We start from the raw sequence: 20,478 nt of genomic DNA, 5'->3' as shown, positions 1-20,478 counted from the left end.
GGGGCATTGCGGGAGGAAAGGTGGAAAAGGTCATCACGGTCTCCATGTCAGCTTTGGAAACCTGCCCAGGCGAGGCTAGGACAGGCACGTGACAAGGTGGCAAGACCGGTTCATTCCACAAAGACCGGCAGTCCAGAGGACTCCCTGCCACGGCCCATCCCGAATGGGTACGGCGTGGCAGCAGACGTAACGACGCCAAAGCGGAGCGTTGTGTCTGCGGTGGAATGATTAATAGGCTTGCCAGCCCTGCGCCGTGTGATTGGACACGACGCGGGACCAAGCCTAAACAGGCTGGCGAAGACCGTCAAGGGAGGACGCCGGCAGGAAACAGCGCTCGCGGGATAGCCGCAGGCCGGATCAGGGAGGGAGGTGTATGGATTGATCAATCCGCTGCATAAGCTCGGGACTGGCCTGCTTGCTGCACATGATGTAGCGCTTAAGCCCCTCGGGCATGTCCTTGAATGTCAATATCGTCAATTTTGTTGAATCGATTTCTTTTTTCTGCAGCAGAAATTTGTAATCCTCGACATCGATCAGCATATAGTCGGCACGCTGAGAGACGATCATTTGAGCCAGTTCGCCCGGTGTTACCGTCGAATCCATCACGGCGGCGGCGGCATGATCAATCATCGCATCCAATTCTGTGCCGTAAGACACGCCGGAAACTTTGCCAAGCTTGAATTCATGGCTGGCGAACAGCGCTTTTAACGTACCCAATTTCTGGATGTTTTTCGCGGATTTGATGTTCGCCAATATCAGGTGCGGCTTGTCTTGGTGAATGGCCGAGGAAAACAAGGCAAAGGCCTCGCGCTCAGGGGTTTTATACCAGCCTGGGGAGCAAATCAATTTCTTATTGGCTTGAATATTACTGAGAATGCGTTTGGCAGGCACTTCCTCAAACTCCGCCGGCACGGCCGCGCGGTGTAAAATTTCAATGGTCCGCTCCAATAAAAAACCGGCCGGTTTTCCATTTTGGCTATAGCTGTAGGGCGGTTTGTCCCGATACTGCAGGGATAGAAGCTGCTCCGCCAAGCAGCTTGGCGCGCCTCCCAGCAATAAGAGGGTAAAGAGCAGCCGCTTAGCCACGAGTCCTCCAGAGGCATTCCGTAATGCAAGCGAGCATGACGCCTTGTGTCGTTTGAGCATGGGGGGCATAAGAACGTGGGCCGTTAAGCGGGATGGGCAGCGCCTTTGTCACAGGGCTTAAGGTCGAATCTTGTGAAGATAAAGATTTAAAACCGCTGTGATGGATCCACTATAGGATTATTTTGACCTGATGGCGGATTGGCGCCGGAGCCGGGGCGCAAAAAACCCGCCGATTCGCACCGGCGGGTTTGGTCTGCGGCAACGTCGCTTACAGCGCGGCCAGCGCGGCGTCGTAGTTCGGCTCTTCGCCGATCTCGGCCACCAGCTCGCTATGCAGCACCTTGTTGTCCTTGTCCAGCACCACCACCGCGCGGGCGGTCAGGCCGGCCAGCGGGCCGGAGGCCAGCTTGACGCCGTAGTCGGCGGCGAACTGCGGGTTGCGGAAGGTGGACAGGGTCACCACATTGTCGATGCCCTCGGCGCCGCAGAAGCGCTTCTGCGCAAACGGCAGGTCGGCGGAAACGCAGAGCACCACGGTGTCGGCCAGCTTGGCCGCGCGTTCGTTGAACTTGCGCACCGACATCGCGCAGGTCGGCGTGTCCACGCTCGGGAAAATGTTCAGCACCTTGTTCTTGCCGGCGTAGTTGTCCAGTTTGACTTCGGCCAGGTCGGCGGAGGTCAGGGTCAGGGCCGGGGCTTGCTGGCCCTTGGCCGGCAGCGCGCCAGCCACTTCAACCGGATTGCCGCGCAGAGTAACGGTAGCCATGTGGGAATTCCTCATTTGGTTTCAGGGGGTGAATGCCTCCTAGTGTGCGGCAGCTTGGCTGAAATTCAACCCCTCCCAAAGTAGGGCCAAGCCGGTATTCAGACCCCGGGCCGGCTGCGCAGCCGCTCGGCACGGCCGCGCAACCACTCCAGCGTCAGCAGCATCAGCACCGAAAACCCGATCAACAGCGTGGCCGCCGCGGCGATGGCGGGGCTGAGGTTTTCGCGTATGCCGCCGAACATCGCCCGCGGCAGCGTCGCCTGGCCCGGCCCGGCGACGAACAGCGTCACCACCACCTCGTCGAAGGAGGTGCCGAAGGCGAACAGCGCGCCGGAAATCACCCCCGGCGCGATCAGCGGCAGCGTCACCTTGAAGAACACCCGCAGCGGCGACGCGCCCAGGCTGGCGGCGGCCCGCACCAGATTGCGGTTGAAGCCCTGCAGCGTGGCGCTGACGGTGATCACCACAAAGGGCACGCCCAGCGCCGCGTGCAGCAGCACCAGCGTCAGATAGCTGTTGTCCATGCCAAGGGGCGCGAAGAACAGATAGCCGGCCACGCCGACGATCACCACTGGCACCACCATGGGCGAGATCAACACCGCCATCAGCAGGCCCTTGCCGGGAAACTCGGCGCGGGTCAGACCGACGGCGGCCAGCGTGCCCAGCGTCATCGCCAGCACGGTGGCCAGCGGCGCGACGATCAGGCTGTTCTGCAAGGCGCGCATCCACTCCGCCGAGGAGAAGAACTCCTGATACCAGCGCAGGGAAAAGCCGCTGAGCGGATAAACCAGGAAGGCGCTGGCGTTGAAAGACAGCGGGATGATCACCAGCACCGGCAGCACCAGGAACAGCAGCGTCAGGCCACCCAGCAGGCGGTGCAGGTAAAACCACAGCCGTTCTTCCGGCAAGGTGTGATGGCTTGGCATCGGTTTGGCTCTCCAGTATCGGTTGGGTCCAGGCGGCGGTTCAGCCCAGCCGCAGCCGTTCGCTGCCCACCAGCCGGTGGTAGACCGCGTACAGCAGCAAGGTGGCCGCCAACAGCAGGCCGCCCAGCGCGGTGGCCATGCCCCAGTTGATGGTGGTGTTGGTGTAGAAGGCGACGAAATAGCTGACCATCTGGTCGTTGGGGCTGCCCAGCAAGGCCGGGGTGATGTAATAGCCTATGGACAGGATGAACACCAGCAGGCAGCCGGCGCCCACCCCGGCCACGGTCTGCGGCGCGTACACCCGCCAGAAGCCGGCGAAGGGGTGGCAGCCCAGCGAGATCGCCGCGCGCAGATAGCTGGGAGAGATGCTCTTCATCACGCTGTAGATGGGCAGAATCATGAAGGGCAGCAGGATGTGCACCATGGCGATGTAGACGCCGACGCGGTTGAACACCAGCTGCAACGGCTGCTCGATCAGGCCCAGGCTCAGCAAAGCGGCGTTGATCAGGCCGCCGGACTGCAGCAGCACGATCCAGGCGGCCACCCGCACCAGCACCGAGGTCCAGAACGGCAGCAGCACCATGATCATCAGCAGATTGCTGCGGCGCGTGGGCAGGCTGGCCAAGAGATAGGCCAGCGGATAGGCCAGCAGCAGGCACAGCGCGGTCACCACCAGGCTCATCCAGAACGTGCGGGCGAACACGCTCAGGTAAATGCCCTGATCCGGCATCGCGCGGCTGAGTTCGCCCAGGTCGTCGATGCGGTGATCCAGCGCCGCCAGCAGATAATACGGCGTGTAGGCGGACTGGTTGCGGCGTATCGCCAGCCAGTAGGCCGGGTCGCCCCAGCGTTCGTCCAGCTCGGTCAGCGCCTGCTTGAACGAGGCCGGCGCCGGCTCCAGCGGCAAGGCGCGCGAGGTCTTGCCCAGCAGGCTGCGGTAGCCGGGCACCTCCATATTCAGCCGCTTGCCCAGATCGCCCAGCGTCTGGCGCTCGCCGGCCAGCCGCACATCGTCGGCCAGCGCGCGGTAAGCCGCCTCCGGCGGCAGCGATTTGCCGTCCCAGGCCGCCAGCGCCCGCACCGTGCGCGGCAGCGAACCCGCCACTTCCGGGTTGTCCACGCTGCGCAACAGCAGCGCGCCGATGGGCACGATGAAAGTCAGCAGCAAGAACAGCAGCAGCGGCGACACCAGCGCCAGCGACTTGAGCTTGCCCAGCCGCTCCGCCCGGGCCAGCCGCGCCTTCAGAGGCCGCTCGTCCGGCGCGGACGCGCGGGAATGGGATACCGTGGAAGCCGTCATGGCCTTACTCCGTTATGGCCGCCGAAAGGCGGCCTCCGCTAAATGAAGGATGAGCGCCCTACTTCGCCGCCCAGGCGTTGAAACGCTGCTCCAGGTTCTCCGCGTGGTCGGCCCAGAACTCCAGATTGATCTTCAGCGCGTCCTTGATGTTCTGCGGTGCGGTGGGCAAATCCGGCAGCTCGTTCTTGTCCAGCAGCGGAATCGCCCGCTTGTTGCTGGGACCGTAGGCGATGTTCTGCGAATAAACCTTCTGGTTTTCCGGCTTGCTGGCGAAGGCGATGAACTGGTAAGCCTGTTCGCGCTTGGGCGTGCCCTTGGGAATCGACCAGTAATCGAAGTCGTAGAGATTGCCGTTCCACACCACTTTCAGGTTCTTGCCCTCCTTGCGCGCCACCGCGATGCGGCCGTTGAAGGCGGAGCTCATCACCACATCGCCGGAGGCCAGGTATTGCGGCGGCTGCGCGCCGGCCTCCCACCACTGCAGATAGGGCTTGATCTGGTCCAGCTTCTTGAAGGCGCGGTCCACGCCGGCCGGCGTGCCCAGCGCCGGATAGACGTCCTTGGCGGCCACGCCGTCGGCCAGCAGCGCAATCTCCAGCGTGCCCTTGGCGCCCTTGCGCAGGCCGCGCTTGCCGGGGAATTTCTTCAGGTCCCAGAAATCCTTCCAGCCGGCCGGCGCGGTCTTCAGCTTGTCGGCGTTGTAGGCCAGCGCGGTGGACCAGACGAAGATGCCGATGCCGCAGGGCTGGGCCGCGCCGGGCACGAAGTCGGCCTTATTGCCGATGCGCGCGTAATCCAGCCGCTCCAGCAGACCTTCGTCGCAACCGCGCACCAGTTCCGGCGACTCCACTTCCAACACGTCCCAGGACACGCTCTTGGTGTCCACCATGGCCTTGAGCTTGGCCATTTCGCCGTTGTATTCGCCGCTGACCAGCTTGAGCCCGCTGCTCTTCTGGAAGGGCGCGTAATAGGCCTTGGCCTGGGCGTCCTTGTTGGCACCGCCGTAGGAAATCACCGTCAAATCCTTGGCCGAAGCCGCGCCAGCCAAAGCCAGCGCGGCGCCCAGCAGCATGCATTTTTGTTTAAACGCCATCCTCATTCTCCTTGTTGACTGCATCGTGACGCCGGCCAGGCCGGCGCGGCTTTCAAAACCGACCATCAACGCAGGGCCCAGGCATTGAAGCGCTGCTCCAGGCTTTCGCCGTGATCGGCCCAAAAGTTGGAATCCACCCGTACCGCGCTTTGCAGATTTGCCGGCGCGGTGGGCAGTTCGAGTTGTCGCGCCGGCGCCAACAACGCCATCGCCTGGCGATTGATCGGGCCATAGGCCATCTGTCGCGAATACGCCGCCTGGGCTTCCGGCCGGCTGGCGAAAGCGATGAAACGCCTTGCCGCCGCGCCCTGTTGCGCGCCCTTGGGGATGGCCCAGTAGACAAAGTCATACAGGCTGCCGTCCCAAACTATCTTCAGATTCCGGCCCTCTTGCTGGGCCGAGGCGATGCGGCCGTTGTAGGCCGAGCTCATCGCCACATCGCCGGAGGCCAGGTATTGCGGCGGCTGCGCGCCGGCCTCCCACCACTGGATATAAGGTTTGAGCTGGGCCAGCTTCTTGAAGGCGCGCTCCACGCCGGCCGGCGTGGCCAGCAGGCGATACACGTCCTTGGCGGCAACGCCGTCGGCCAGCAGAGCGATCTCCAAGGTGTATTTGGCGCTCTTGCGCATGCCGCGCTTACCGGGATAACGCTTCACATCCCAAAAATCGGCCCAGCCGCGCGGCGCGGTCTTCAGCTTGTCCGCGCTGTAAGCCAGCACATTGGACCAGACGAAGAGGCCGATGCCGCAGGGTTGCAGCGCGCCATCAATCACCTCTGCGCGCGCGCCGGCCAGCGCCGGGTCCAGCTTTTCGAACAAGCCTTCGTCGCAGCCCCGCGCCAGTTCCGGCGCTTCCACCTCCAGCACGTCCCAGGACACGCTCCGCGCCGCCACCATCGCCTTGACCTTGGCCATTTCGCCGTTGTATTCGCCGGCCAGCACCTTGATGCCGGTGGCGCGCTGGAAGGGCTGGTAATAGGCCTGAGCCTGGGCGGCCTGGTTGGCGCCGCCGAATGACACGATGGTCAGCGCCTGCGCCTGACTGGCCGCCAGCGCGGCGCAAGCCAGAAGCAAGGATTTACCGTGTATCGCCATGATCCCTACCTCCTTTATGTCAACGCCGCTTGCCCGCTGGCCGGGCCGCGGCAGCCGCCCGTCCCGGTCAAAGTTTGTAGCCGGGATCGAGCCGGTCCAGCAGGCGCAGCAGCGCCGCCCAGGCCAGGTCGACGAACATATCGTCCTTCAGCTCCCGCTCGCCCACCTCGCGCTCCGGCGCGTTGAACTGGCGCTCGGTCCGCCGGCAAACCGCCACGGACGGCAGGCGCAAGGCTCCGGCCGCCTGCGCGCTCAGCTGGATGTCGCAGGCCTTCTCCAGGTAGTACATGCGCAGGAAAGCCTGCTTGACCGTCTCCCCCACGGCCAGCAAGCCGTGGTTGCGCAGGATCAGCACCGGCTTGTCGCCCAGATCCCGCACCAGGCGCGCCTGCTCGTTGAGGTCCAGGGCGATGCCTTCGTAATCGTGGTACGCCGCCTTCCCGTAGAACTCCATCGACATCTGGTTCACCGGCAACAAGCCCTCCGCCAGCGCCGCCACCGCGCAGCCGGCCCGGGTATGGGTGTGCAGCACGCACTGGGCATCCGGTCTTGCCGAGTGGATGGCGCTGTGGATGACGAAGCCGGCCGGATTGACCAGGGCGTCGTTCTCGTCCAGCGCCCGGCCGTCGAGACCGATCTTGACCAGGCTGGACGCGGTGATTTCGTCGAACATCAGCCCGTAGGGGTTGATCAGGAAATGGTGTTCCGGCCCTGGCAAGCGCACCGAGATATGCGTCGAGATCAGATCGCTCATGCGAAAGTGCGCGATCAGCCGATAACAGGCCGCCAGTTCTCGACGTAGTTGCCGCTCCCCTTCCGACTCCACTGGCTGGGCGGCTTGCTGCGGGGCAGGGCTGAGCTTTGCTGAGCGTTCCATCATGACCTCGGTGTGTTGTGCATCCGCCCCCATCCGGGGGGCCAACTGGCGACGCCGGCGGGCGCCGCGGCAACCGCGCTTACTTGGACTTGGCCACCCAGGCGTTGAAGCGCTGCTCGAGCTCCTCGCTCCTGTCCACCCAAAACGCCGTATCCTCGCTCAGCGCCACCGCGAGATTCCGCGGCGAGGTCGGCAGATCCCGGCTCCTTGTCGCGTCCAGCATCTGGATCGCCTTGCGGTGGGTGACGCCGTAATCGATGGTGTCGGCATAGACTTTCTGATTGGCCGGCTGCGTGGCGAAGCGGATGAACTTCAGCGCGTCGTCCTTGCGCGGGCTGCCCTTGGGAATCGCCCAGTAGTCGTAGTTGTAAACCGAGCCGTTCCAGACCGCCTTCAGGTTCTTGCCTTCCTTCCTCGCTTCGGAAATGCGGCCGTTGTAGGCCGAGCTCATCACCACATCGCCCGAAACCAGAAATTGCGGCGGCTGGGAGCCGGCTTCCCACCACTGGATGTTCGGCCTGAGCTGGTCCAGCTTGCGGAAGGCCCGATCGACGCCCGCCGGCGTGGCCAGCACCTTGTAAACGTCCTTCGGGGCGACGCCGTCCGCCATCAGCGCGAACTCCAGATTGTCCTGCGCGCCCTTGCGCAGACCGCGCTTGCCCGGGAAGGTCTTCACGTCCCAGAAATCCTTCCAGCCAGCCGGCGCCGTTTTCAGCTTGTCGGCGTTGTAGGCCAGGACGATGGACCAGACGTTCATGCCTATCCCGCAGCTTTGCACCGCGCCGGCGAGAAAATCCGCGGGCTTGCCGATCTTGCTGTAATCCAGCTTTTCGAACAGGCCTTCGTCGCAGCCGCGCGCCAGCGCCGCCGGCTCGACTTCGACCACGTCCCACGACACGCTGCGGCTATCCACCATGGCCTTGATCTTGGCCATCTCGCCGTTGTATTCCGCCCCGATCACCTTGATGCCGGTCTCCCGCTGGAAGGGGCGGTAATACGCCTTGTCCTGAGCGGACTTTCCCGCGCCGCCGAACGAGATCACGGTCAGAGCGGCCGCCATGGCTTGGCCCGCGAAAGCCATACCCAGGGCCGTGACGGCCAGCTTGATGCTTGCAGACATTCCAGGTCCTCCTGTGCAAAGGGAGCGGCGTCGCGCCTTGCTATTCGTGAACCAGCGGATCGAGCGCGCGCACATGCTCCACCTGCCAGCCCAGCGGCACCACGTCGCCGACGGCGAGCGTGGCGTCCAGTTCGGCGATGGCTTGTTTGACGAAGAAGTTGGGCTTGCCGCACACCTCCATGCGCACGCGCACGTGGTCGCCCAGGTAGATGAATTCGGCCACCCGGCCGGAGAAGCGGTTGTCGCAGCGCTCGCTATGGCCGTTGAGCAGGATGCGTTCGGGGCGGATGGACAGCGACACCGGGCTGCCGGCCTCGCCCACCTTCACCGCCAGCGCCGTCACCCTTTCGCCGCGCTCCAGTTCCACCAGGCAGCGCTCGCCGTCCCGGCTCAGCAGGGTGCCTGGCAAGCGGTTGTTCTCGCCGATGAAGTTGGCGACGAAGGCGTTGTCCGGCCGCTCGTAGAGCTGGGCCGGCGCGTCGATCTGCTGGATTTCGCCCTGATGGAACACCGCCACCCGGTCCGACATGGTCAGCGCCTCACCCTGATCGTGGGTGACGTAGACCACGGTGACGCCCAGCCGCTGATGCAGATGCTTGATCTCCATCTGCATGTGTTCGCGCAATTGCTTGTCCAGCGCGCCCAGCGGTTCGTCCATCAGCACCAGCTGCGGCTCGAACACCAGCGCGCGCGCCAGCGCCACCCGCTGCTGCTGGCCGCCCGACATCTGGCCCGGATAGCGGCCGGCGAAGGCGTCCAGCTGCACCATGGCCAGGGCCCGCTTCACCTTGTCCTGGATGTCCGCCTTGGACACCCCGCGCACCGACAGCGGGAAGGCCAGGTTTTCCGCCACCGTCATGTGCGGGAACAAGGCGTAGTTCTGGAACACCATGCCGATGTTGCGCTTGTGCGGCGGCACCCGGTTGAGGGAGCGGCCGGCCAGCTGAATCTCGCCGCCGGTGGGGGTTTCGAAACCGGCCAGCATCATCAGGCTGGTGGTCTTGCCGGAGCCGGACGGCCCCAGCAGGGTGAGGAATTCGCCGCGGCGGATGTCCAGGTTCAGGTTTTTGACGATGAGGTTTTCGCCGTCATAGCTTTTCTGGACGTTGAGGAAGCGGACAAGCACATCGCTGGCTGCGGACATGGCGGCGACACCTGAAAGTGAATGCGTACGCCAACCATGCTAGGGAGCGCGGCGCACGCCCGCCATCGGCGGGCGGCGGATTTTGCCGTCGGGATAAACGGCGCGCGCTGTAGGGAAATTCTTAGTGCGCCGCAGCAGCCAAGCGCGTTAAAACAGCTGATGCTCGATCGCGTAGCGCACCAAATCCGCCAGCGACTGCGCGCGCAGCTTCTGCATCAGCCTGACCTTGTGGGTGCTGACGGTTTTGGCGCTGATCGCCAGCAGCTGCGCCACCTCGTTGACGTTGGCCCCCTGCGCCAGGCGCTGGAACACCTGGAACTCGCGCTCGGACAACTGGGCGTGCGGCGGCCTCTCGTCGCTGAGATTGACTTCGAACACCAGCCGGTCCGCCAGTTGCGGGTCGATGTAGCGGCCGCCGCCGGCCACTTTGCGGATCGCGGTCAGCAGCAGCGCCGGATCGCTGTCCTTGGTGGCGTAGCCGGCGGCGCCGGCCTTGAGCGCGCGCGCCGCCATCTGCACCTCGTCGTGCATGGACAGCACCAGGATGGCCGGCGGCTGCGCCAGCGCCCGCAAGCGCGGGATCACGTCCAGGCCGCTCAGGCCCGGCATGGAAATATCCAGCAGCAGCACATCGCAGGCGGCGGCGCGCAAGGCGTCGAACACCGCGGCGCCGTGGGCGGCTTCGCCGACCACTTGCAAATCGTCGGCCAGGCCGATCAACTGCTTGATGCCTTCGCGCACGATGGTGTGGTCTTCCGCCACAATCACTCGAATCATGTCTTCTCCTCCCCTTCATCCGGCCGCAAGGGCAGCCGGGCCGTCAAACTGCAGCCTTGCCCCGGCGCGCTGGCCACTTCCAGGCCGCCGCCGAACATCAGCAGGCGCTCGCGCATGCCCACCAGGCCGTAGGAGCTGCCCGCCTCCCCCGGCCGCCGCTCAAAGCCTTTGCCGTCGTCGATAATGCTCAGCACCAGCTCTCCCGGCAAGGCCTGCAAGTGCAGCGTCACCGTGTGGGCCTCGGCGTGGCGCATCACATTGGTCAGCGCCTCCTGCAATACCCGGAACAGGCCCACCGCCTTGGCGTCGTCCAGGCGCAGCGGCGTGTCCGGCACCAGCACCAGACAGGGTATGCCGCTGCGGGCCTCGAAGCGGCGCGCCTGCCATTCCACCGCCGAGGCCAGGCCCGCGTCCAGGATGGGCGGCCGCAGCGCGGTGGCCACGTCGCGGACCAGGGCGAAGGTCTGGGCGATCAGCTTCTTGATGCTGGCCAGCCGCTCCGCCGCCGCGCCCTCCGGCCGCCCCAGGCTCAGTTCCAGCATCGAGGTTTCCAGCTTGAGCACGGTCAGCACCTGGCCCAGCTCGTCGTGCACCTCGCGCGCGATATGGGCTTTTTCCTCCTCGCGCACCGTTTCGAGGTGGGCGGCCAGATCGCGCAGCATGGCGCGCGACGCGCTCAGCTCCAGTTCATTGCGCTTGCCGGCGCTGATATCCCACAGGATGCCATCCCACACCATGCCCGTCGCGCCGTGGCGGCGGGCGCTGGCGCGCAGATCGGCCCAGCGCTCCGCGCCGTCCCGGGTCAGAATCCGGCCCTGCCAACTCCAATCGCGCTGCTCGCGCCAGGCGGCTTGCCAGCTGTCGCGCAGCGCCGCGGCGTCCTCAGGGTGCGCCAGCGCTTGCAAGCCCTCCGGCCGCGCCAGCAAGTCCGCGGCCGGGTAGCCGGTCAGCGCCAGGCTGGCCTCGCTGACGAAGGCCAGCCGCGGGTCTTCCGCCGCGTCGGCGCGCTCCAGCCGGAACACCAGGCCCGGCACATTGCCGGCAATGCCCTTGAAACGCGCCTCGCTCTCCCGCAGGGCGGCGCGCGCCTGCCGCTTTTCGGTGACGTCGTGCATAAAGGCCACCAGGTAGTCGGCGCCGCCGAAGCGCAGAAAACTGAGCGAGACGTCCAGCGGCAGGCTGCCGCCGTCGGCGCGCAGGCTATCGGTTTCAAACTGCAGCAGGCCCCGGCTCCGCGCCCGGCCCCACAAGTCCAGCCAGCCGTCCATGTCCAAGCCCGGCTGGAAGCGAGACAGCGGCTGCCCCACCGCCTCCGCCTCCGCGCATCCCAGCATCGCCAGCGCGGCCTGATTGGCGTAACGCAGCCGGCCTTCCCAGTTCAGCCACAGAATGCCCACCGTGCTGTGATCCACCGAGAACTGCGTCAGCCGCAAGGCCTCGGCGCCGGCTTCCCGCTGGGCCAGCGCCTGCCGCGCCGCCGCCAGCGCTTGCCGCGACTGCCGCTGCTGCCGGCCCTGCCACAGCAGCGCGCCGGCCAAGAGCAGGATGAGCAGCAGCGATACCTGGCTCAGCCTGCGCCAAAACGGCAGGCTGTCGGCCAGCGGCGTCGGCTCCGCCTGCACCCAGCGCGTGTAGAGATGGCCGCGCTGCGAGGCCGGCAGCGCGCTCAAGGCCCGGTCCAGCAGCATCGCCAGCTGCGGCCAGTCCTGCCGCGACGCCACCCGCAGCAGCCGAGTGGCGCCGCTGTCGCCCACCGCGCGCAAGTGCGAGAATTCCGGCTCGCGCAGCAGCTGGTTCAGCTGCGCCTCGTCCACCACCGCATAATCCGCCCGCTGCTGCTGCACCTGCTGCAGCGCGTTGCGGTCCGAGCCGGCAGGCAAGCGCCGCAAGGCCGGATAATTGACGGTCAGAAAGGCCGCCGCCGCGCCCGGTTCGAGCACCGCCACCCGCGCGCTGTCCGGCAGTTGTTCCAGTTCCAGCGCCGCCGCCGGCTCGCCGCGCCCGACCAGTTTGTAGGGGATGCGCAGGAAGGGGCCGGAAAACAGCCAGTAACGCAAGCCGGCCGGGGTTTGTTCCAGGCCGGGCGCGACATCCACCCGCCCCGCCCGCGCCGCCGCGCTCAACTGCGTCTTGTTCGGATAGAAGGTCCAGGCCAGTTTGAGGCCCAATTCGGCGGCCAGCCGGTTCATCAGTTCCACATGCGCGCCGCTCAGCGCCTGCCGGCGCGCGTCCAGCACCGCGTACGGCGCTTGCGGCACCACGCCCACCCGCAGCACCGGGTGCCGGCTCAGCCAGTCCCGCTCCGCCGCCGACAGGCTCAGCGCCCAGCTCGCCGGCGCCAGCCATAGCGCCGCCCATCCCGCCATCCACAATAAGGCTCTCAATGCGTCTCTCCGGCGCGCCGGACGGCGCGCATGCCACCATACTGTGGCAGCGCGGCGACGCTGTCTAAAAAATCAAACACAAAGCGGGAAAGTCTGTGGCAAGCGGCGCAGGCGACGGGCCTGGCGGGACGGCGACGGGAGGATTGAGAACGCGGGCAGACGCGGCGACGGCCCGGAGAATGGTCCCAGGCTTCGAAAATGCGCCGCCGCCGGCCGGAAAACGCGAATTGCTCTGCATCGCCGGCGGCGACATCAGTATACTGTGACGCTATTCGAAAAATTGTCGAAAATACTAAGCAGAGGCCGACAAGGGCACGCCACCGAGGTTACAGGCATGGATATTGGATTACGCGTCAAACAAGTGCGCGAGCACTTCGCGCTGTCTCAACGCGAGCTGGCGAAACGGGCCGGCATGGCCAACGCCACCATCTCGCTGATAGAACAGAACCGGGTCAGCCCGTCCATCAGTTCGCTATTGAAGCTGATTCAGGGTTTCCCCATGACGCTGACCGAATTCCTGACCTTTGGCGAACCGCCGCCCAGCGACCCTTACACCTTCCGCCGCGAACAACAACCAGATCTGGGCCGCGACGGCCTGAAGCTGCTGATCATCGGCGCGTCCAATCCCAATCGCCAGATGCGCATGCTACGCGAGCTGTATTCGCCGGGCGCGGACACCGGCAAGGAAATGATCACCCATCCCGAGGGCGAGGAGTGCGGCGTAGTGGTGCGCGGCAGCGTGGAGCTGACCGTGGACGGCCACATCAGCATCCTCTCCGCCGGGGACGGCTATTACTTCCCCAGCACCCTGCCGCACAAATTCCGCAATATCGGGCCGGACGAGGCGGAGATCATCAGCGCCAACACCCCGGCCAACTTCTGATAATCCGTTTACGATCCGCTGCGCGTCGAGGACGCCTTACACGGTGAGTACCGCTTCGAAATGCTCATCTACCGTATGACCATTCCGCTGTCTCGGCCGCTTTCGCCTTGTATCGCCTTGGCTCGCGAGATCGTAAACCGGTTCTAAGAGCCGCTCACAAAACCTCGCAGAGAACCTGAGCCAAGGCGCGCCGACGTAGGCAGTACAAGTCGTACGACAAGGAGGCGCAACGCAGGGTCAGGGGTTTTGTTAGCGGGTCTAAGGCCGGGTCAGGCCCATCCCCGCCAAAGCCTGCCGTCCCAGCCGCTGCGGCAGCAGGCTGCCGGCCACCATGCCGACAATGCTGAAGCCCAGGCCCACCAGTTGCGGCGGCCAGAACGGATCCGCCGGGCCGAACCAGTCCAGCGCCAGCCAGCTGCCCAGGCCCAGCGCAATGGCCAGCAAGGCGCCCTGCGGCGTGGAACGCTTCCAGAACAGGCCGGCGAACAGCGGCGCCACCGCCGACACCAGCGTCACCTTGTAGGCGTTGCCCACCATCTCGTAGATGGTGGCGTCGGACAAGAGCGCGAACACCGTGGTGACGATGGCCAGGCCCACCACGGTCAGCCGCATCGCCAGCAGGAACTGGCGGTCCGACATCACCGGGATGAAACGGCTGAGCACGTTCTCGGTAAAGGTCACCGACGGCGCCAGCAAGGTGCCGGACGCGGTGGACATGATGGCGGACAGCAGCGCGCCGAAGAACATCACCTGCGCGAACAGCGGCGTGCGCTCCAGGATCAGGCTGGGCAGAATCATCTGCGCGTCCTGCTGCATCCAGCGGCTCACCATGGTCGGATCGATCAGCGTGGCGGCGAAGCCGATGAAGATGGGCAGCATGCAGAAGGTCAGATACAGGCCGCCGCCGACGATGGACGCGCGCGCGGCGACGTTCTCGTTCTTGGCCGACATCACCCGCTGGAAGATATCCTGCTGCGGAATGGAGCCCAACATCATGGTCAGCAAGGCGCCGACGAAGCCGACCACGTCCTTGGGCGCCATGCTGGGAATCATGGTGAACTTGTCCTGCGCCGCCGCGTGCTGCAACACCTTGACCGGGCCGCCGGCCATGTCGCCGATCAACCAGGTCAGATAAAGCAGGCCGGCGACGATCACCGTCATCTGGAAAAAGTCGGTCAGCGCCACCGACCACATGCCACCGAACAGCGTGTACACCAGCACGATGCCCGCGCCCAGCAACATGCCGGCGTTGGCGCTGATCGCGCCCTGGGACAGCACGTTGAACACCACGCCCAGCGCGGTCAGCTGCGCCGCCACCCAGCCCAGGTAGGAGGCGATGATGCACAGCGACACGAACAGCTCCACATTGCGGCCGAAGCGCTGCTTGTAGAAATCGCCTATGGTCAGCAGATTGAGCCGGTACAGCGGCCGCGCGAACAACAGGCCCACCAGCACCAGGCACATCGAGGAGCCGAACGGGTCTTCGACGATGCCGGCGAAGCCCTTGTCGATGAAGGTGGCCGGAATGCCCAGCACCGCCTCCGAGCCGAACCAGGTGGCGAACACCATGGCGGTGACGATGGGAAACGGCAGGCTGCGGCCGGCCACGGCGAAATCGCGGGCGTTGCGCACCCGGGTGGCGGCGTAGAGGCCGATGCCCACGGACAGCAGCAGATAGACGACGACGAAGCCAATCAACATGGGAAGGATATTCCTCTTCTTCTGGCGGCGCGCGCACGCGCCAAAACGGCGGCCCAAAAGCAAGAGGCCGGCGGGGGTGCCTGACACCCCGCCAGCCTCTCTCAATTCCTGAAAACCCTGATATCTTGCCTTTGCCATCAAGGGTTTGGGGGGCGATGATAACGCAGCTTTTTCCCGCTGTGTACCCATCGCCGGGCAGTTTTTTCACACCCGCCCCAATTTGCCCGAATGTCATTACCGGCGCGCCGCCGCCCGCCGGTATTTTCCGCCGCCCGCCCGTCGGCCAAGCCGGATTTCCGCGCCCGTTTTCAGCGGGCCGGACGGCCGGCGCTCAGTCCCCCCAGTCCTCGATGAACAGCGCCTCTTGCTCCACCTTGCACTGCTTCTCCTGCATCTCCATCGCCAGGCCGTGCAGCAAGGGCGGCAGGCCGCCGCCCATCAGGCGCGCCAGCTGCGCCTGCTCCGCCTCGCTCAAGGGCTGGGCGCCGTTGGCCAGGGTCAGTTGCTCCGGCTGCATCCGCCACGGCGACCACGGCCGTCCGGCCTGCTCCGCCACCTGGCCGGCGGCCATGGCGACGGCGATGCCGGACGGGGCCAGGTCGCAGGCGATCTGCACCGGCACCCGCAGCAGGGTCAATAAATGGCGCACCGCCTCGCGCCAGCGCTGATGCGGCTGGCCCGGCACCCAGATGGTCAGCACCGGCAGCGCCTGCTGGCTCAGCGTCTGAAACACGCTGAGATTCTCCACGATGCGCACGCTGCGGATCGCGCCCTCCACCGCGCTCACGCTCATCAAGGCCTCCGGCCCCAGGGCCACGCCTTGTTGCAGCAAGGCGGCGGACAGCAGGCACTGCTGCCCGGCCCACAGGCCCAGCGGCCCGGACAGGAAGACGTGCGGGGTGTGACGGGCGATGCCGCAGGCTTCCAGATCGATGCCGAATTCCGCCAGCCATTGCCGGTCCGCCGCGCCGAAGGCTTTGCTGCGCCCCAGCGCGCGCTGCGAAAACTGGCGCTCGGTGCCCCAGCAGCCGTCCAGCAGCCATTGGTCCAGCGCCTGGGCCAGCTTCAGCCGGCGCTCCAGCGTGGAGGATTGCAGATGCGGGCTCAGGCTTTCCGCCAAGCCCAACAGCAGCGGATGGCGCGGCTGCCAGCCGCGCCACAGCTCCACCACCTCGGTCTGGGGCCGCGCGTCGGCCATGCCCAGCAAATGGCGCAGGCCGTACATGTCCAGCCATTGCACCCAGAACGGTTCCAGCTGACTGAGGCGCAGGCCGGTTTCGGCGTGCAGCTCCACCTCGCACCAGCCGGCCTCCAAGAGCCGGCGCAGCAGGTTTGCCGCCAGGGCGTGACTGTCCGCCAGCGCGAGCAGGCTGCTCCAGCGCATGCGATTGCGGCGCGATTTGAGCCAGCCGTCCACCAGTTCCTGCTCCTCCTGGCTCAGCAACAGCGGCTGCGGCGCGGCCTGCGGCGTCAGCAGCAGATTATGGCCGCGCGCGCCCAGCGGGGTGCGGCGAACGGAATCGGGATCGATCTGGGACAGCCAATGCGACATAGCGGGCGACTCGGTGAAAAGGCGGATGAGGAATAGACCATTTTTCCGCCAGAAATTCAATGCCGCGCCGCGTATCGGGAGCCGGCCCTCAAGCCGCTTGCCAGGCGATCACCCGGTCCCGGCCGCCGGCCTTGGCCTGGTACAAGGCCTGATCCGCCCGGTGAAAAGCCTGCTGCAGCCCGCCGTTCCCCACTTGGCAAACGCCGGCGCTGACCGTCACCTGGCCATGGGAAAAAGGCGCGGCGCGCACCTGCTGGCGGAAACACTCCAGCCGCGCCTGCCCCGCCGCGTCGCTGCGCGCCGCCAGCAGCACGCCGAACTCCTCGCCGCCGATGCGGCCGTAAATCTGATCGTGGAAGGTCTCGGCCAGCAAGGCGCTGACATCGCGTATCGTCTGATCCCCCACCGCGTGGCCGTGGGTGTCGTTGATGCACTTGAACAGATCGATATCGATGATGGCCAGATAGAAGGCGATGTCCTCGTGCCCCAGCGCGTATTCCGCCTGTTGCAAAAAGGAGCGCCGGTTGGGCAGGCTGCTCAGCGAATCGTAAAAGGCCTGCCGCCGCAGCTTGTTCAGCAGCAGGTGGTTGCTGCGCAGGGTTTGCACCACCTGCACATGCACCAAGACCATGCCGCCGATGATGAGGGCCAGAAAGCCGAAGCCGTAAATCGTCTGTTCGCCGCCCAAACACAGAAACACCCGCGCCGGGTCGAACACCAGCAGCAGCAGCCCCCAGAAGCTCAAGGTGTGCCATACGCTGGACATGCTGATCGACATCACCAGCGCGGACACGCCCAGCGTCGGCAACAACAGGAATTCGCCGTAGCCGCCGGCATCCAGCGCGCGCTTCATCGCCAGGCAATAGCCAATGGCGAACAAGACCTGCCACAACAGCAGGGAACGGCCGCGCCGCGCCCAGATCTGCAGCAGGATCAGTCCGCCCAGACCCAGGCCCACCGCCAGAAACAGCCACCCCGGCACCATGCCGCCGTACAGGCGGCGCACCAGCAGAAAGCCCAGCGCGGCCAACACCCCCACCCCCTGAAAGCCCAGGCTGCGCCATTGGAAGGCGTCGATCAGATAAGCGTCGAAATCTTGTTCCAGCGGCCGCACCGGCGCAGGTATCGTCATCGCATCATGCTCCCGCCCACACGCGTCTGACATCGCGTCTTGCTGTGGTATAGGCGCCTGGACCGCCCCCATGCAATCCTCTCCGGGGCCGGCTGGCCCCCCGCTCTCCCGGAGGCTATAATCGCCGCCTTCGACACCGCGCGGCTCCGGCCGCGCGCTTTGCTTTTTGTCTTCCATGGATTGGCCCGCACCCGATGTCCGCAGTCTGTCGCCGGCAGGACGCCATTGTCCTGCGCCCGATGCAAGTTCAAGATTTTCCCGCCGTGCTGCAAGTTCAGCAACACTGCTATCCGCCGTCGCTGATCGAGAGCCGGGACGCGCTGGCCTCGCGCCACCGCCTGTCGCCGGACACCTGTTGGGTGGCGGAGCGTCCCGGCCAGCTGCTGGGCTATGTGTTCGCCCATCCCTGGACCGCCGGCCGGCCGCCCAGCCTCAACCGCCCGCTGGAGAGGCTGCCGGACGCAGTGGACACCCTGTTCATCCACGATCTGGCGCTGCATCCGGACGCGCGCGGCCACGGCCTGGGGCCGCGGCTGGTGCAAACCGTGCTGGGCCAGGGCCGGCGGCGCGGGCTGCGCCAGGCGCGGCTGGTGGCGGTTCAGGGCGCCGCGCGCTATTGGAAACGCTTTGGCTATCAGCCCTGCGCGCGCGACGATTACACCCGCCGGGCTTACGGCGAAGACGCGGTCGGCATGCGGCGCTCCTTGTGAACGCAGGGTGAACGCGGGCCGCGTCGGCGCGCCAAAACGCCTATGCTGCAAGGAAGATTTGGCCAGCCCCATGGCCAAGCTATGATAGAATCGCGCGCAACGTATTCAATTCCTTATGAAAATACTCATAGTCGCCCTTTGCGCGGCATGGCTCGCCGCCCCGGCCCTGGCCGGCCGTTTGCTGCCGATGGAACTGAAGGCCGGCACGGTCCGCGCCGCTAACGACGCCACCATCGAGTTCGTCAAGAAAGACCGCTCCTTGCTGGAAAGTCTGCTCGGCATCTTCATCCGCTCCGAGCGCCAATTCCCGTTGGCGCCCGGTCTGCGCATCTTCGACGAGAACAACCGCTTCCTGCTGCGCGGCCAACTGGACAATCTGGAAGGCCGGCCGGTGGGGGTCACCTTCAATATGCAAGGCCAGATCAACCGGATCTGGGTGCTGCGCCCCGAGGAAGTGGACTTGCTGAAGCAAAGGGAAGCCGAAGCGGCCGCCCAGCCGTCCCAATAAACTCAGCCGCTCGCGGCGCGCTTGTCGGGTCCGGCCCGGCGGCGAACTGAAACACGCTGGAATCTAGCTGCAATGAAAAAGGTATACATCAAGACGTTCGGCTGCCAAATGAACGAGTACGACTCGGACAAAATGGCCGACGTGCTGTCCGACTCCGAAGGCATGATCAAGACGGACAAGCCGGAAGAAGCCGACATCATCCTGTTCAACACCTGTAGCGTGCGCGAAAAGGCGCAGGAAAAAGTGTTTTCGGACTTGGGCCGCATCCGTCCGCTGAAAGAGGCCAAGCCCGATCTGATCATCGGCGTCGGCGGCTGCGTGGCGTCGCAGGAAGGCGAAACCATCGTCAAGCGCGCGCCTTACGTCGACGTGGTGTTCGGCCCGCAAACCCTGCACCGACTGCCGGACCTGATCAAATCGCGCCAATCCAGCGGCAACTCCCAGGTGGATATCTCCTTCCCGGAAATCGAGAAGTTCGACCACATCCCGCCGGCCAAGGTGGAGGGCGGCGCGGCTTACGTGTCCATCATGGAAGGCTGTTCCAAGTATTGCTCCTTCTGCGTGGTGCCCTACACCCGCGGCGAGGAAGTCAGCCGCCCCTTCGACGACGTGCTGACCGAAATCGCCGGTCTGGCCGTCCAGGGCGTCAAGGAAATCACCCTGCTGGGCCAGAACGTCAACGCCTATCGCGGCATGATGGCCGACGGCGAAATCGCCGACTTCGCGCTGCTGCTGGAATACGTGCACGAAGTGCCGGGCGTGGAGCGCATCCGCTTCACCACCAGCCACCCGCGCGAGTTCAGCCAGCGCATCATCGATTGCTACGGCAAGCTGCCCAAGCTGGTGTCCCATCTGCACCTGCCGGTGCAAAGCGGAGCCGACCGCGTGCTGGCCGCGATGAAACGCGGCTACACCGGCCTGGAGTACAAATCCATCATCCGCAAGCTGCGCGCGCTGCGGCCGGATCTGTGTCTGTCGTCCGATTTCATCGTCGGCTTCCCCGGCGAGACCGAGGCCGACTTCGAACAGACGCTGAAGCTGGTCAAGGACATGGAAGTCGACTTCAGCTATGTGTTCATCTACAGCCCGCGTCCGGGCACGCCGGCGTCCAATCTGCCGGACGACACCCCGCACGCGGAAAAAGTGCGCCGGCTGGAAGCCCTGAACGAGGTGATCGAGGCCAAGGGCTTCGCCATCAACCAGGCGATGGTGGGCACGGTGCAGCGCGTGCTGGTGGAAAGCGTGTCCAAGAAGGACGCCGCCATGCTGGCGGCGCGCACCGCCAACAACCGCGTGGTCAACTTCGCCGGCCACCCGCGCCTGCTCAATCAGATGATTGATCTGCGCATCACCGAAGCCCGCCCCCACTCGCTGGTGGGCGAGGCGCTGATCGCGGAAACCGCCTGAGCATGACGCCCGTCCGCC

At 65.5% G+C, this 20,478-nt stretch carries 18 protein-coding genes; 4 read left to right on the top strand and 14 right to left on the bottom strand.

Annotation, left to right across the window (positions count from 1 at the left end):
• Positions 1-357: 357 nt before the first annotated feature.
• The 11 genes from QUG03_RS15930 to QUG03_RS15880 all read right to left on the bottom strand — a co-directional run bounded on the left by QUG03_RS15930 (position 358) and on the right by QUG03_RS15880 (position 12,567).
• Positions 358-1,086, bottom strand: coding sequence for a substrate-binding periplasmic protein (locus QUG03_RS15930; RefSeq protein ID WP_500820381.1), 729 nt, complete (start codon positions 1,084-1,086; stop codon positions 358-360).
• 268 nt (positions 1,087-1,354) lie between these two features.
• Complete coding sequence (gene tpx / locus QUG03_RS15925; RefSeq protein ID WP_043594076.1) at positions 1,355-1,852, bottom strand: thiol peroxidase; 498 nt, start codon at positions 1,850-1,852, stop codon at positions 1,355-1,357.
• A 98-nt stretch (positions 1,853-1,950) separates the two neighbouring features.
• Positions 1,951-2,778, bottom strand: coding sequence for an ABC transporter permease (locus tag QUG03_RS15920; protein ID WP_227106607.1), 828 nt, complete (start codon positions 2,776-2,778; stop codon positions 1,951-1,953).
• Between the two features lie 40 nt (positions 2,779-2,818).
• Positions 2,819-4,078 (bottom strand): ABC transporter permease, encoded by a 1,260-nt coding sequence (locus QUG03_RS15915; RefSeq protein WP_500820380.1) that lies wholly within the window; start codon positions 4,076-4,078, stop codon positions 2,819-2,821.
• Between the two features lie 58 nt (positions 4,079-4,136).
• Positions 4,137-5,171, bottom strand: coding sequence for an ABC transporter substrate-binding protein (locus QUG03_RS15910; RefSeq protein WP_500820379.1), 1,035 nt, complete (start codon positions 5,169-5,171; stop codon positions 4,137-4,139).
• Positions 5,172-5,236: 65 nt separating this feature from the next.
• Positions 5,237-6,265, bottom strand: a complete 1,029-nt coding sequence (locus QUG03_RS15905; protein ID WP_500820378.1) for an ABC transporter substrate-binding protein — start codon at positions 6,263-6,265, stop codon at positions 5,237-5,239.
• Between the two features lie 67 nt (positions 6,266-6,332).
• Positions 6,333-7,142, bottom strand: a complete 810-nt coding sequence (locus QUG03_RS15900; RefSeq protein ID WP_500820377.1) for a class II aldolase/adducin family protein — start codon at positions 7,140-7,142, stop codon at positions 6,333-6,335.
• 79 nt (positions 7,143-7,221) lie between these two features.
• Positions 7,222-8,262, bottom strand: coding sequence for an ABC transporter substrate-binding protein (locus tag QUG03_RS15895; RefSeq protein ID WP_235084792.1), 1,041 nt, complete (start codon positions 8,260-8,262; stop codon positions 7,222-7,224).
• A gap of 40 nt (positions 8,263-8,302) precedes the next feature.
• Entirely contained in the window at positions 8,303-9,406 is a 1,104-nt protein-coding gene (locus tag QUG03_RS15890; RefSeq protein ID WP_235084795.1) for an ABC transporter ATP-binding protein, read from the bottom strand.
• Positions 9,407-9,553: 147 nt separating this feature from the next.
• Complete coding sequence (locus tag QUG03_RS15885) at positions 9,554-10,183, bottom strand: response regulator (protein ID WP_107797947.1); 630 nt, start codon at positions 10,181-10,183, stop codon at positions 9,554-9,556.
• Positions 10,180-12,567 (bottom strand): PAS domain-containing sensor histidine kinase, encoded by a 2,388-nt coding sequence (locus tag QUG03_RS15880; RefSeq protein ID WP_500820376.1) that lies wholly within the window; start codon positions 12,565-12,567, stop codon positions 10,180-10,182. Before QUG03_RS15880 ends, QUG03_RS15885 begins: the two co-directional genes overlap by 4 nt.
• Positions 12,568-12,901: 334 nt before the next feature.
• Here QUG03_RS15880 and QUG03_RS15875 point away from each other — a divergent pair, with 334 nt between their 5' ends.
• On the top strand, positions 12,902-13,450 hold the full coding sequence (locus QUG03_RS15875) for a cupin domain-containing protein (protein WP_107797945.1): 549 nt from the start codon (positions 12,902-12,904) through the stop codon (positions 13,448-13,450).
• A gap of 258 nt (positions 13,451-13,708) precedes the next feature.
• Here the strand turns inward: QUG03_RS15875 and QUG03_RS15870 are convergent, their stop codons facing one another.
• The 3 genes from QUG03_RS15870 to QUG03_RS15860 all read right to left on the bottom strand — a co-directional run bounded on the left by QUG03_RS15870 (position 13,709) and on the right by QUG03_RS15860 (position 17,835).
• Positions 13,709-15,151, bottom strand: coding sequence for a high affinity choline transporter 1 (locus QUG03_RS15870; RefSeq protein ID WP_235084802.1), 1,443 nt, complete (start codon positions 15,149-15,151; stop codon positions 13,709-13,711).
• Between the two features lie 331 nt (positions 15,152-15,482).
• Positions 15,483-16,703, bottom strand: coding sequence for a DUF2399 domain-containing protein (locus QUG03_RS15865; RefSeq protein WP_107801597.1), 1,221 nt, complete (start codon positions 16,701-16,703; stop codon positions 15,483-15,485).
• 88 nt (positions 16,704-16,791) lie between these two features.
• A complete protein-coding gene (locus tag QUG03_RS15860; protein WP_500820375.1) occupies positions 16,792-17,835 on the bottom strand; it encodes a GGDEF domain-containing protein in 1,044 nt (347 codons plus the stop codon).
• A 239-nt stretch (positions 17,836-18,074) separates the two neighbouring features.
• Between QUG03_RS15860 and QUG03_RS15855 the strand changes: the two genes are divergently transcribed.
• From QUG03_RS15855 to miaB, 3 genes are all read left to right on the top strand, one after another.
• On the top strand, positions 18,075-18,545 hold the full coding sequence (locus QUG03_RS15855) for a GNAT family N-acetyltransferase (RefSeq protein WP_488877509.1): 471 nt from the start codon (positions 18,075-18,077) through the stop codon (positions 18,543-18,545).
• A gap of 115 nt (positions 18,546-18,660) precedes the next feature.
• Positions 18,661-19,053: a hypothetical protein gene (locus tag QUG03_RS15850; protein ID WP_107797941.1), complete on the top strand. Its 393-nt coding sequence runs from the start codon at positions 18,661-18,663 to the stop codon at positions 19,051-19,053.
• Positions 19,054-19,125: 72 nt separating this feature from the next.
• Entirely contained in the window at positions 19,126-20,460 is a 1,335-nt protein-coding gene (gene miaB / locus QUG03_RS15845) for a tRNA (N6-isopentenyl adenosine(37)-C2)-methylthiotransferase MiaB (protein WP_107797940.1), read from the top strand.
• The last annotated feature ends 18 nt before the right edge of the window (positions 20,461-20,478 follow it).

It is taken from the genome of Chromobacterium sp. CCUG 30098, assembly GCF_059916605.1.
The sequence above is the reverse complement of the archived record's forward strand: the minus strand, read 5'-3'. Positions and strand labels throughout refer to the sequence as shown.